Annotated in this window: 11 protein-coding genes; 10 read left to right on the top strand and 1 reads right to left on the bottom strand. The window is 68.7% G+C overall.

The annotated features are described in order from the left end of the window. The first annotated feature begins 58 nt into the window (after window positions 1-58). The 6 genes from Cs7R123_RS04585 to Cs7R123_RS04560 all read left to right on the top strand — a co-directional run bounded on the left by Cs7R123_RS04585 (window position 59) and on the right by Cs7R123_RS04560 (window position 4,998). Window positions 59-1,330, top strand: coding sequence for a hypothetical protein (locus Cs7R123_RS04585; RefSeq protein ID WP_212823662.1), 1,272 nt, complete (start codon window positions 59-61; stop codon window positions 1,328-1,330). Window positions 1,331-1,446: 116 nt separating this feature from the next. Then, on the top strand, window positions 1,447-1,902 hold the full coding sequence (locus Cs7R123_RS04580; RefSeq protein ID WP_212823661.1) for a hypothetical protein: 456 nt from the start codon (window positions 1,447-1,449) through the stop codon (window positions 1,900-1,902). A gap of 134 nt (window positions 1,903-2,036) precedes the next feature. Further along, the gene (locus tag Cs7R123_RS04575; RefSeq protein ID WP_244871610.1) at window positions 2,037-3,548 is read left to right on the top strand and encodes a methyltransferase domain-containing protein; all 1,512 of its coding nucleotides are present in this window, start codon (window positions 2,037-2,039) and stop codon (window positions 3,546-3,548) included. A 102-nt stretch (window positions 3,549-3,650) separates the two neighbouring features. Further along, the gene (locus Cs7R123_RS04570; protein ID WP_212823656.1) at window positions 3,651-4,112 is read left to right on the top strand and encodes an SRPBCC domain-containing protein; all 462 of its coding nucleotides are present in this window, start codon (window positions 3,651-3,653) and stop codon (window positions 4,110-4,112) included. After that, a complete protein-coding gene (locus Cs7R123_RS04565; RefSeq protein ID WP_212823654.1) occupies window positions 4,112-4,453 on the top strand; it encodes a metalloregulator ArsR/SmtB family transcription factor in 342 nt (113 codons plus the stop codon). Before Cs7R123_RS04570 ends, Cs7R123_RS04565 begins: the two co-directional genes overlap by 1 nt. Before the next feature lie 101 nt (window positions 4,454-4,554). Further along, complete coding sequence (locus tag Cs7R123_RS04560) at window positions 4,555-4,998, top strand: SRPBCC domain-containing protein (protein ID WP_212823653.1); 444 nt, start codon at window positions 4,555-4,557, stop codon at window positions 4,996-4,998. 61 nt (window positions 4,999-5,059) lie between these two features. Here the strand turns inward: Cs7R123_RS04560 and Cs7R123_RS04555 are convergent, their stop codons facing one another. Beyond that, entirely contained in the window at window positions 5,060-5,635 is a 576-nt protein-coding gene (locus tag Cs7R123_RS04555) for a hypothetical protein (RefSeq protein ID WP_212823651.1), read from the bottom strand. Window positions 5,636-5,774: 139 nt separating this feature from the next. On the opposite strand from Cs7R123_RS04555, the gene Cs7R123_RS39990 reads away from it, so the two are divergent. The 4 genes from Cs7R123_RS39990 to Cs7R123_RS04535 all read left to right on the top strand — a co-directional run bounded on the left by Cs7R123_RS39990 (window position 5,775) and on the right by Cs7R123_RS04535 (window position 13,137). Then, window positions 5,775-7,385, top strand: a complete 1,611-nt coding sequence (locus tag Cs7R123_RS39990) for a ricin-type beta-trefoil lectin domain protein (protein WP_244871609.1) — start codon at window positions 5,775-5,777, stop codon at window positions 7,383-7,385. Window positions 7,386-7,591: 206 nt separating this feature from the next. After that, complete coding sequence (locus Cs7R123_RS04545; protein ID WP_212823648.1) at window positions 7,592-8,779, top strand: RICIN domain-containing protein; 1,188 nt, start codon at window positions 7,592-7,594, stop codon at window positions 8,777-8,779. Between the two features lie 172 nt (window positions 8,780-8,951). Further along, window positions 8,952-9,449 carry a hypothetical protein gene (locus Cs7R123_RS04540; protein WP_212823646.1) on the top strand — a complete coding sequence of 166 codons (498 nt, stop codon included), beginning with the start codon at window positions 8,952-8,954 and terminating at the stop codon, window positions 9,447-9,449. A gap of 139 nt (window positions 9,450-9,588) precedes the next feature. Continuing rightward, window positions 9,589-13,137, top strand: a complete 3,549-nt coding sequence (locus Cs7R123_RS04535; protein WP_212823644.1) for an NB-ARC domain-containing protein — start codon at window positions 9,589-9,591, stop codon at window positions 13,135-13,137. Window positions 13,138-13,225: the final 88 nt, after the last annotated feature.

The raw sequence follows: 13,225 nt of genomic DNA, 5'->3' as shown, positions 1-13,225 counted from the left end.
GGTCCGTTCGAATCTTTCATCGCAAGGGCGAGCACCTCCCGGCGATGAAGGGAACACCATGAAACTCCACCGTCTGATCTCCGGTTCACTCGCGGTGGCCGTGGCGGCGGCGGTCGGCGCGGCGGCGGCCGTGGCCGGCTCGGCCACCACCCCGACCGCGGCCCACGCGGCCTCCACCCTCGGCAGCCCCATCACCCGATCGGAGGTGATCAGCCGCGCCGCGTACTGGAAGAGCACCAACCCGGTCGACTACGACACCACCATGCGGGACAAGTGGGACCAGGCCCACAGCCGGCAGTACCGGCGCGACTGCTCCGGTCTGATCGACATGGCGTGGCACCTGAACTCCGACCCCGACTCGGTCAACCTCGGCAGTTCGGGCTACTCGGTGCCGATCGCGAAGAACAAGCTCCAGCCGGGCGACATCCTCACCTGGGGCGGCTCCGGTTCGAGCGGCCACGTGGTGCTGTTCGTCCAGTGGGCGCCGTCCTACCCGAACTTCGAGTACTACTCGTTCGGCAGTGACAACATCAAGTACAACTCGGCGAGCCTCACCTCGGGCACCATCGACAGCCACACCGCCGTCAACTACAGCGCCTTCCGCTACAAGAACATCATCGACGACCTGGGCGGCGCGAACCTCGGGGTCCTGAGCTTCCTGGAGTCGGACAGCCGGACGTCGCACGTCAACACCAGGCCGGTCATCGCCTACGGCAACAGCCCGATGATCCCGATCGCGGGCGACTGGGACGGTGACGGCATCGACACCCCCAGCTCGTACGACCCCTCCACCGGCAGGTTCTACATCAGCAACACCCCGCAGACGGGCGCGGCGCAGTACCAGTTCGTCTACGGCAACGCCTACTCGGTGCCGGTGGTCGGTGACTGGGACGGCGACGGCAAGGACAACGTCGGGGTGCGCATGGGCGGCAACTTCGCGCTGCGTACCAGCCCGGTGACCAGCGCCACCGAGACCACCGCGGTGATCGTGTACGGCAACGGCAACGACACGCCGATCATCGGTGACTTCGACGGCGACGGCCGCGACGACGTCGCCGTGTACCGCCCCTCGAACATGACGTTCTACCTGCCCAACGCCACCGTCGTGTACGGCGACCCGTACTCGGTCCCGCTGGTCGGCGACTGGGACGGCGACGGCAAGGACAACATCGGGGTGCGTATGGGCGGCACGTTCTACTTCCGGACCGGCGCCGTGACCAGCGCCATCGAGAACACCGAGTCGATCGGCTACGGCGACGGCGCCAACGAGGTGCCGGTGATCGGCGACTGGGACGGCAACGGTCAGGACAGCCAGGCCGTCGTCGTCTGACGGCGGGCGCAGGTCTTCCGGGACCGACCCGGAGGAGTACGGAGAACGCGGCGGTGCCGGTGACCTCGTCACCGGCACCGCCGCCGTGGTCCGGAAGGAGCAGATATGGAGGCAAGATGACGCAACCGTCACAGGACGACCAGGGCCCGGCCGTCGAGGTGCGCGAGTGCGGTGAGCCGCTGGTCGACCTGCGGCACCAGGAGGCGCTGCTGGTGGACCCGGCTGTCGCCGCCGCACTGGTCCGGGTCGGGGTAGCCGATCGCCTGGTCACCGCCCAGACCCTGCTGCCGATCGGGATGCGGCTGCTGGTCGTGTCCGGTCGCTGCCCGGTCTGGCTGCACCACACCGGAGCCGCCGCCGACCTGCGGATGTGCACCGGCGACGGTGCCACCGTGGTGATGGACGCCGCTACGGCCGCGCGGCTGGGCGCCGCACTGGTGGCGGCGGGCCTGGTCGGCGACCCGGACCGGCCGTGGCACTGGTCGTACGGCGACCTGGCCTGGGCCCGCCACCGGGGTGCCGCGTACACCCGGTACGGCCCGGTCGCGGACCTCGCCGGGCCGGGGGTCTAGGGGGGCGGCGGGCCGGTGCCGCCCACCAGGACGGTGCCGGCCCGTCCCGCCGCGCGAGTGGCTGGACCTGCTCGGCGGCGCGGGTATGATCGCGGCTCGCGCCGGGGGCCGGCGCCGCGTGGAAGGTGATCATGATGTACCGCTTCGTGCTCTTCCCCGGCCGCCACCACCTGCTGACCCGCTTCCAGGCCGACTACCTGCACCGGCTCGCCGCCGACGGCGCCACGATCATCTGGGCGGTGACCTCGGCCAACCACGAGAACACCAAGCGCAACCCGGTGCCGTACCACCGCCGCGAGGCAGCGATCGAGCGGCTCAGCGTGCTGAGCGGGCTCCGCTCGATGGTCGTGCCGATCTTCGACACCGCGCCCACCGACGCCTTCGCCGAGGTCACGCTGAAGACGATCACGGTCGCCACCGGGCTCGAACTGACCCCCGACGACACCCTGGTCGCCTGCTCCACCCCGCAGGTCGCCAAGCTCTACGAGCAGCTCGGCTTCGCGATCGCCCAGGTGGAAGCGGACCCCGACCTGCCCGCCGCCCCCGAACGGCCGTGGGACGTGCTGCTGCGCCTGGCCGAGGGCGACGAGAGCTGGCGCGACCTGGCCCACCCGGCCACGATCGACGTGTACGAGCGATACTGCCTGGTCGACACGGTTCGATCGGTCGTCAACGACCCCGTCGTCGGGGACGAGGGCGGCCTCACCGCCACCCGCGACTACCGGACCTACGCGGAGGCGTTCGCCGACGCCGCCGAGCGCAAGTGGGCGGCCGTGCGCCAGTACGTGCAGCCCGGCCGCATCGTCGACATCGGCTGCGGTGCGGGGGCCGTCCTGGAACTGGCCGACCGCGAAGCGGGCCTGCGCGAGAGCGACCTCATCGGCGTCGAGGTCGCCCGCCACCTCTACCAGGAGTGCGTCCACAAGAAGGCGCAGGGTTTCTTCAGCAACGCCAACGTCTACTTCTTCCAGCGCAACGTGCTCGGTGGCGCGATCTTCAAGGACCGGTCGGTGGACACCACGCTCACCTTCGCCCTGACCCACGAGATCTGGTCGTACGGCCGGCAGCGCGAGTCGCTGCTCCAGTTCGCCCGCCGCATCCACGACCACACCGTCCCCGGCGGCGTATGGATCAACAGCGACGTGTGCGGCCCCGCCGACCGCCGCCGCCCGGTGCTCCTGCGGCTGGCCGACGACGACGGCGACAACCCCGGCTCGCCCCGGCACGACCTCGCCGAGCTCACCTCCGCCGAGGTCGCCGAGCACGTCGGCGCGCTGTCCACGCGGGCGCGGCTGGACCAGTTCGCGGTCGACTTCGCGTTCCCGTTCCCGTACGAGGCGCTCGCGGACGGGTCCGTGCGGCTTGAGCTCGGCTCGGCGATGGACTACCTGACCCGCAAGGACTACACCGACAACTGGCTGTCGGAGACGAAGGAGCAGTTCTGCGGCCTCGGGTTCACCGAGTGGGCCGACCTGCTGGCCGAGGCGGGCTTCGAGATCGACGCCGCCTCGGCGCCGATCCGCAACGACTGGCTGATCGACAACCGGCTTGCCCCGGTCGCGGCCCTGGCTGACAGCGACGGCACCCCGCTGGACTGGCCGACCACCCACATCCTGACGATCGCCCGCCGCCCCCGGAACGGGTGACGGACCGGGCGGACCACCCTCGTGCAACTTATGGTTGCGTGTTGGGCCGACTCGATCTAGGCTTATGAGCAACCGATGGTTGCGCGATGAGAGTGGGGCGACATGGAGTACGGCATCATCGAGCGCGAGATCCACGTGGAGGCGTCACCGGACATCGTCTACGACGTCGTCAGCCGCCCGGAGCACCTGCGCGAGTGGTGGCCCGACGACGTCAAGCTCGACCCCGTGCCCGGCGCGGTGGGGGAGCTGATCTGGCACGGCGACGACGGGGTTCCGGCAATGGTCGTCCCGATGACGGTGGTCGAGGCGGAGCCGCCGCGGCGGTTCTCGTTCCGCTGGGTGTACGACGCCGACGCCGTACCCGACGAGTCGAACTCGTTCCTGGTCACCTTCGACCTCGTGCCGACCGACAACGGCACGACCGTGCGGATGACCGAGACCGGGTTCCGGGAACGGGGCTGGGAGATCGCCGTACTGGAGGCGGCCTACAACGAGCACATCGAGGGCTGGAACCGGTTCGTGCCCCGGCTGGCGGACTACATCACCAGGCTGGCGACGACGTGATGACCGCGACCGAGGTCGACGACGATCTCTGGTCGGCGATCGGCGACCCCACCCGGCGGCGGATGCTCGACCTGCTGCTGGCCGCCGGCGGGGGCACCGCCACCTCGCTCAGCGAGCAGCTGCCGGTGACCCGGCAGGCCGTGGCCAAGCACCTGCTCGTGCTGGACCAGGTCGGGCTCGTCCGCGGGACCACGGCCGGGCGGGAGCGCCGCTACCAGGTCGACCAGGCGCAGCTGGCCCGCGCCGTGGCGCAGCTGGCCGCGGTCGGTTCGAGCTGGGACGCACGTCTTCAGCGCATCAAGCGGATCGCCGAGGCGATCCAGCGCCAGCGCGACGCCTGAGCGCCCGCTGAAACACCGCAGAGCTCGCCGCGCACCGCGCGGTGGGAGAAATCCGTGCGCCCTGGGCAAGTCGAGGGCGCACACGGGGGAAGGACAGGCGAATGGCGGACATCCTGCACCGCATCGGGGTCGAGAAGGCGTCGCCGGACGACGTCTACCAGGCCCTGACCACGATCGACGGACTCTCGGCGTGGTGGACTCGCGACACCACGGGGGACACCGAGACCGGCGGCGTGATCGCGTTCCGCTTCCCGCCCGGCGGCTTCGACATGAAGGTGGTCGAGCTGGTGCCCGGTAAGCGGGTGAAGTGGGAGGTCGTCGACGGCCCGGCCGAGTGGATCGGCACGCACGTCAGCTTTGACCTGCGCCAGGACGGCGACTACACCATCGTGCTGTTCGAGCACCGGGGCTGGGCTGACCAGGTCGAGTTCATGTACCACTGCAGCACCAAGTGGGCGACGTACCTGCTCAGCCTCAAGCAGCTGCTGGAGACCGGGCAGGGCGCGCCCTCCCCGGTGGACCTGCAGATCAGCGACTGGCACTGAGCACGGCGCTGAGCCGGATCGGCGTCGTCCCGGCCGCTGCTGCGGCCGGGACGACGCATCGTCATTTTCCGCGCCGGGACTGGAGCTGGGCGTGGGCGATCAGGTCGCGCGCCCGGCGTACGTCGGGGACGTCGGCCAGCAGCGGGGTGGCGCTCGGGTGGGGAGACCACATCCGCCACGACTGCCGGCGGCTCATGGCGCCCGAGAACATGTCGCCGATGCTCGGCATCGCGCCGAAGGCGAGGGTGCCGCTGCCGTCGGGGCGCTCGCTGATGACCGGCGGGGGCAGCGCGTCCAGATAGGTGGATTCGGCCCGCCCGCCGGTCAGCCCGCCGATCACGATCACCCGGTGCTCGGTGACCGCGAAGCGGATACGCCGGGAGACCACGGCGCGCACGACGAAGCGGCCGACCACCAGGTAGCCGCCGACCGCGACGAACATCGCGCCCCAGATCGCGAAGAAGCCCGGGGCGCCGTCTGCCACCGCCGACGCCTCCATGAACACGGCGAAGCCGCACCAGACGATGCTGAACGGGATGAGGAGGGCGTCCGGCGGCCACACGAGGCGGTGCCGGATCGGGCTGCCCTGCCACAGGACCTGCTCGCCGGGGAGCAGGTTTAGTGAAGCCGAGTCCATGGCGCACATTCTGGGCCCGGATCCCGAACGCCGCTGCCCCGTGCGCGCCGACGATTCGATGTATCGAAAACCGGCGGTTTTTCAGGATGTGCGTTCTTAACCTGGCGGCACCATCCACGCTCCCGCTCGGAAGGTTCCCATGAGACGTCTCGCCATCCACCTGGCCAGCGCGCTGCTGGTCGCCGGTGCCCTCGTCGTGGCCGGTCCCGCCGCGTCGGCCGGTGCCGCGACCTTCGCACCCGCCAACGGCAGGCTGCTGTTCATCGGGCAGTCCACCCAGTCCTCCTGGAACGACTACACGTCGTTCGCCGCCCCGCCGGAGGGCGGCTCGGTCTACTACGAGGTCAAGTCCGGCACCTGGGTCAACAACGGCCACCGCGACTACGCGACCGCGCTGGCCCAGCAGGGCAAGATGATCCAGGTCGGCATCAGCTGGAAGGACAACCCGCCCGGCTTCACCGGTGGCGATGAGAACGCCAAGGCGGCCCGGTCCCGCGCGGTCACCCAGGAGCTCGCCAACGGGCAGTACGCGTCGCAGTTCACGACCCTGATCAACTTCATGAACGCGTACCCGCAGGCGAAGTTCTTCCTGCGCCTGGACTACGAGGTGTCCAGCTTCTACCACTGCACCGACAGCACCTGCTCGTCGTACAAGAACGCGTTCGCCCGGCTGCGCAGCCTGATCAACGGGGCGAAGGCCGCCGACAACGTGACCTACGTCTTCCACCCGGTCCGGGGCGAGTACGAGAAGCTCTACCCGGGTGTCGCGGTGGTCGACTGGATCGGGGTGTCGGTCTTCGCGCACGAGCTGTGCATGCCGATCTACGACAACGGCTACCTGTACAACGGCACGCCGCCGCAGAACTACGACACCGGTGCCCTACAGTGCCGCAACGCGTACATCGGCAAGGACGCCAACGGCAACGACGCCGCGGTCTGGCGCAACTGGGACCACGACGGCAACGTGCTGAAGATGATGAAGTTCGCCAAGGACCACGGCAAGCCGATGATCGTGTCGGAGTCGGGGATGATGAACTTCACCGACGACGGCGGCAACACCTCCGGCCTGGAGGCGTCGCGCGGCGACACCTGGGTGCGGCGCCTGTTCAGCCTGATGAGCTACAACGGCCCGATCCCGAACCTGTCGGGCAGCTACGACCTGTCCAACGTGATCAAGGCGGCCGTCTACATCAACCTCGACTTCCGGTACGGCTGGGACGGCGTCGACGACGGCAGCTTCGACTTCCCGGTCAACTCGACCTGGTTCGTCGACGGCAAGCTGTCGCACTACAGCGGGGCGAGGACCTCGTTCTGCCAGGGCCTGGCCGATCGCGGCTTCACGACGGGCTGCGGCGCGGTGCCGGTGCGCACGTTCGTCAACGTGGGGTCGAACCGCTGCCTGGACGTGTCGGGCGGCCGCACCGCCGACGGCACCAAGGTGCAGCTGTGGGACTGCCTGGGCAACACGGCGCAGCAGTGGCGCGTGGCGTCCGACGGTTCGCTGGTCAACACGAACTCGGGCAAGTGCCTGGACGTCGCGGGCGGCGGCACCCCCAACGGCACGCTCGTGCAGCTCTGGACCTGCCTGGGCAACGGCGCGCAGAAGTGGACCATCAACGGCAACGGCAACATCGTGAACCCGGCGTCGGGCAAGTGCCTGGACGCCGACGGCTGGGGCACCGCCAACGGCACCCAGATGATCATCTGGACCTGCGGCAGCCCGGTCCAGTCCAACCAGAACTGGCGGTAGCCGCACCGGGATCGGCGGACGACGGGGCGGCACCATCGCGGTGCCGCCCCGCGTCCTTTCGCGACCCGGCGATCGGGCAACGGGTTTCGAAATCAATTGAGGTATGTCGACACGTGCGTACGCTGCCAGGATGAGCCCATGGGAGCCCTCCCATACGGGCGCGCCGTTGCCCGCGGCGCATTCCTCCGCTCCTAGGGAGTACACCTATGCAGTGGCGACTCCGCCCACTCGCCCTGGCGGCCGCGCTAGGCACCGCCGCGGCGGCCTGCCTGCTGACCGTGGCAGCCAGCCCGGCCGCCGCCGCCCCGGTCATCTGCGACCAGTACGGCACCGCCACGGTCCAGGGCGGCAAGTACATCGTGCAGAACAACCGCTGGGGTGCCAGCACCACCCAGTGCATCGACGTTTCCAACGCCGGGTTCACCGTCACACAGGCCGACCACAACAACGCGACCAACGGGCCGCCGGCCTCGTACCCGTCGATCTACGCCGGCTGCCACTACGGCGCCTGCACGGTCAACAGTGGCCTGCCCGCCCGGGTCAGCGCGCTGAGCAACCCCCGCGCCACCTTCAACATCAGCACCCCGAACTCCGGCGAGTGGGACACCGCCTTCGACATCTGGTTCGACGCCAGCCCGAACCCGCCCGGCCAGAACTACGGCGCCGAGGTCATGATCTGGACGAACCACCGCGGCCGCCCGCAGCCGATCGGCAGCAGGATCGCCACCGTCAACCTCGAAGGCGGCACCTGGGACGTCTGGTTCGGCAACATCGGCTGGAACGTCATCTCGTACGTGCGCACCGTGCCGAACAACGCGTTCCCGAACTTCAGCCTCAAGGCGTTCATCGACGACTCCGTGTCCCGCGGGAAGATCAGCACCGCCTGGTACATGACCAGCGTGCAGGCGGGCTTCGAGCCGTGGATCGGGGGAGCGGGCCTGGCCGTGAACCTGTTCGACTTCAACGTCAACGGCAACGCCGCCGGCGGCGGCAGCGGCGGCGTCTCGGTGATCCGCGGCGTCGCGTCCAACCGGTGCGTCGACGTGGCCGGCTGGGGCAAGACCGACGGCACCCCGGTGCAGCTGTACGACTGCTTCCCCAACAACGGCAACCAGCAGTGGCGCCGCGTCGGGAACACGTTCGTCAGCGTCGACTCGGGCAAGTGCCTGGACGTCTCCGGCGGCCGCACCGCCAACGGCAGCGTCGTGCAGCTGTGGACCTGCCTGAACAACGGCGCCCAGCAGTGGGTGGTCAACAGCAACGGCTCCATCGTCAACCCGAACTCCGGCAAGTGCCTGGACGCCGTCGAGCTCGGCACCGCCAACGGCACCCGGCTGCAGATCTGGGACTGCGGCAACCCGCTGGGCGGCAACCAGCAGTGGCGCCTGGGCTGACGCCCGCACGTGAGTGCGCCGATCCGCGCGGCCTGCGGATCGGCGCACTCACGCGTCGTGTGCCGACGTGGTGGGTGTCGGGCATCTAGCGACATACGTCGATTGTGTGGTAGGAAGTCTTCCTCCGTTCCAGAACGGATGGCAATTAACTCCAGCCCCCCGGGAGACCCCCATGCTCCGTACCGTCCGCCGCGGGATCACCGTCCTCGGCGCCACCGCCGTCGCCGTGGTCCTCGCGTTCGCCAGCCCCGCCCACGCCGCCACGTTCCTCACCCACGCCCAGGCCGCCTCCCAGCTCAGCGCCGCCGGCATCACCTGGTCCTCCAGCGGCGGCTGCTCCAACCGCAACGTCGCCAGCTGCACCTCCTTCGACCAGATCCGCCAGACCACCATCAGCGGCGTCAAGACCCTCAAATCCGCCAGCGGCTGCGCCATCAACATCACCGCCGGCACCGAGACCGGCCACGCCGGCGGCACCTACAGCCACTGGAACGGCTACAAGGTCGACATCAGCAAGTACAGCTGCATCGGCAGCTACATCCAGAACACGTTCACCTACGTCGGATACATCTCCGGCTGGGGCTACCAGTGGAAGTCCGGCGCCGGCAACCTCTACACCGACGAAGGCAACCACTGGGACATCACCTACTACAACTGCGGCGGCTGCTGACCACTGCCCGCCTCGTCCGGCGCCGCCACTCGGCGCCGGGCGGGATTCCTCCGTCAGGCTGGGCGGCCGTGCCGAAGGGCTCGGCCGACAGTCCATGTAGGACCTGTTGTCGCAAGTGGCGGCTTGCCATGATGTACCAATGCGGTGGCGGGGGTGGGGAACGACGACAGCCGTCGCCGTGGCGGCGGCGGCACTGCTGGCGGCTTTGTCCTGGTGGCTGGTCGGTCAGGGACGCGAGGCCGCAGATCAGACCGCGAGCGTACTGGCTCTGCTCGTGGCAGTGGCGCTCGCGGCCGCCTCCGGGATCCGACTCGTCTGGCAGTGGTCACACCGTCGCACCACAAGACCCGGCACCAGCGTCGACCAGCTCGTAGCCGAAGCCGTCCCGCGCCCGGAGAAGCTCGACGAAGTAGTGCGCCTGCTGCTGGGCAAACCCAGGAACGGCGTCGCCATTACGACCGCCCTGCACGGTGAGGGCGGCTTCGGCAAGACGATGCTCGCCCATATGGTCTGCGACGACCCGCGCATCCGGAAGGAGTTTCCCGGCCGCACCGTACGCATCGAGATCGGTCAGGAGAAACGCGGCCAAGCCCTGGCTGCGGAACTGTCCGACGTCGTCGCCCAAGTCACCGGCCAGCAGCTCAATTTCAAGAGCGCCGAGGAGGCCGGAAAGGCGCTGTGCCGGGCACTCGACCAGGATTCGGACTGCGTCCTCCTGCTGGACGACGTGTGGTTTCCCGACCAGCTCAGGCCGTTCCGGTATGGCAACAGCCGGTGGCAGATCCTAGTCACCACTCGCGTGCCGAGCCTGCTTCCCGAAGCCGAACAGGTCAAGGTCGACCAGATGACCGAAGACCAGGCTCTCGCACTGCTGACTCGGAGAACACCCGGCCTGCCCGTCGCGCTCGCCGCACAACTGGTGAAAGCCTGCGGCCGCTGGGCGCTGCTTCTCGAGAACGTCAACGGTCAGCTGCGCACTGCTGCCGCGCAGGAAGCCTCAGATCTGGTCGATGTCGGCGGTGAGGTGCTACGTCGGCTGCGTGAGCACGGGCCTGCCGTCTTCGACGTCGCTGACATGGGACAGCGTCGCCGTGCGGTGAAGGCCACCATCGATGCCGGTATTGACATGCAACCCCCACTCGACCACGATCGGCTGCGCGAGCTGGGAGTGTTCGCCGAGGATACGCCGATCCCGCTCGATGTGGTGATCCAGTTGTGGGCCGCGACCAGCCAGATCACCGGCGACCCCATGACCGCCGAAGAGTGCAGGAAGTTGATCGAACGGGCTGCTGGCAGATCACTGTTCCGCTTCGACGTCCGCGCCCGGACACTGCGGTTGCACGACGTCGTCCTGCACCACTTCCGCTCCGAGCTCACCCCCGAGGGCCTGCGCCGCACCAACAGCGCGCTGCTGGACAGCCTGGCCGCATCGCTTCCGGCACCGGGTGGTGCACCTGCCTGGTGGGCTCTGCCGACTGAGCAGACTTACCTCTGGCGGCACCTGACCTGGCATCTCGCCCAGGCTGGCCGGTCCGACGCGCATGGCGCGCTCACCCTCGACCTGCGGTGGATCAGCCGCAAACTCGAACTCGTCGGGGCTGCTTCACTGGCCGCCGATCTGACCGGTGTCCAAGGCGAACGTGCCGCGCTACTACGGCAGGTGCTGGAGCAGTCCGCGCACCTCCTGTCACACGCCGATCCGCCCTGGGCTGTGGCCGATGTGCTGGTGCGGCGACTGGCGTCGCATGACTGCTGGTCAGCGCCAGTCGCCGCGTTCCTGGCCAACCGCGATGTCCCCCGGCTCGAGCCGCTCTGGCCGATGGTCGACGCCCCTCACCCCTCGCTACGGCGGGTCCTGACCAGCAGGTCCGGGTCATTGTGCGGCGTGGCGATCTCGCAGGATGGTATGCGGCTCGTCACCGGCAACGTGGTCGACGAGGTGGAGATCTGGGACACGGCCGTCGGTGATGAGCCACGGGTCCTGCGCGGAAATGACTCCACCTGGGCGACGGCCGTGGCGATCTCTCCGGACGGCACGTGGGTGCTCAGCGGCAACTTCGAAGGCATCGTGACCATCCGCGACATGAGGACCGGTCGCGTGCGCCAGGCTCCGTACAAGCATCGAGGCGGAGTCAACGCCGTTGCGATCAGCCCCGATGGCTCCTGGACAGCGACCTGTGGCGACACGACGATCGTTCTGTGGCAAGTCGGCACAAAAAAGATCCGCAGGCTCAGGCATCCGATGTTCATCGGTAATCGAGCGCTGGCCGAGAAGGTCTCATTGATCTTGCGGGGTGTGCGATGGGTTCTGCGCCGCAGCAGAGCCGACCGCTTGACCACCATCGTCATCGCCGCCGACGGCACCTGGCTTGCCGGCGCCGACAACGATGGTCAGATCGTGACCTGGAACGCTTCGACCGGAGCAAGGCGCGCAACGATGTACAGCGAGGGAGGCGCAACTGCGCTGGCCATTTCGCCGGACGGCACCTGGCTGGCTGTTGGCGCCATGGGAGGCGAGGTGGAGCTGTGGGATATCGCCACGTGTGAACTTCGGTCCGTGCTCGCCGACCGCAGGACCTGGGTGAACGCGGTGGCGATCGCACCGGACGGCACCTGGCTGGTGAGCGGAGCCGGCGACAGAACCGTGCGCGTGTGGGACGTAGGCTCAGGCGCCCTGCGTTCCACTCTGACCGGCCACACTGCCGCGGTTCAGGCAGTGGCGATCGCGTCGACCGGCAGTTGGCTGGCCAGCGTCGATGACGACACGGTGCGGATATGGAACGTGGGTCAGACGTCACCTGACGGAGAACCTGAGGACACCCTCGAACAAGCCGAGGTGGTCGCCGTCGCTCCCGACGGCCGACACCTCGTGCTTCGCAAGGATGACCAGGTGTGGATTAGGAACACCGTCACCGACGAATTCAGCCGGCTGCGGGAACCGCCAGGTTCGCTCGGAACCGTCGCCATGACAGTCGACAGCGCGGGCGAGCGGGTCGTCCTTGCGGGCTGGAGCAGCACAAGCGTTGTCAGTCTGGCGACGGGCGAACAGCTTCCCAACCTCGCTCGACTTGGCGGCACCGGGCGGCCGTCGCATTTCGAGTTCTCTCCCGACGGGCGCTGGCTCGCCGGCGGGGCCAACGGATCGGTGACCGTGTGGGACACGCTGGACGGAACCGAGCGCCAGGTGCGGGCTGCGGCCAGCGGCATGATCTATACGTCGTACGTCGCGTGGTCTGCCACGGGCGAGGTGCTGGCGGTTGCTGACGAGCACCCGCTATTGCTATGGGATGCGCGCACTGGCGAGAAGGTACCTGTGGAGTTCGGCGATGACACCAAGTTTGCGCGAGCAGTCGCGTTCGCTCCTGACAGCAGCTGGCTGGCGGTCGGGAGAGGCGACGACATCTGCATCTATGATCGGATGCTCGGTCGGGAACTGTCTGTCCTGTCGGGTCACGGCAGCCCGGTCACCGGCATTGCGATCGCGCCGGATTCCTCATGGCTGGTCAGCATCGGTGACGACAACACGGTCCGGATCTGGCTGCCGGACGGGACCAAGGTGACAATGCTGCGGACCGACTCACACCTCACTGGGTGTGCGGTCCGTGCCGACGGCCGCATCTGCGTCGGCACCAATCGAGGCGCCTATCTCTTCGAGCTGCACATCCCGAGCCCGTCATCGCAGACATGACAGCCGCATCGGGTGCGATCGGACGGCTCTGCATGACGGAAGTCCCGGCAGCAAGGGTGTACGCGGTGCCGGATCGCGGATGCGCCAT

The sequence above is a fragment of the Catellatospora sp. TT07R-123 genome, from assembly GCF_018327705.1.
Taxonomy (GTDB): Bacteria; Actinomycetota; Actinomycetes; order Mycobacteriales; family Micromonosporaceae; genus Catellatospora.
This window is presented reverse-complemented; position numbering and strand designations above follow the sequence as displayed.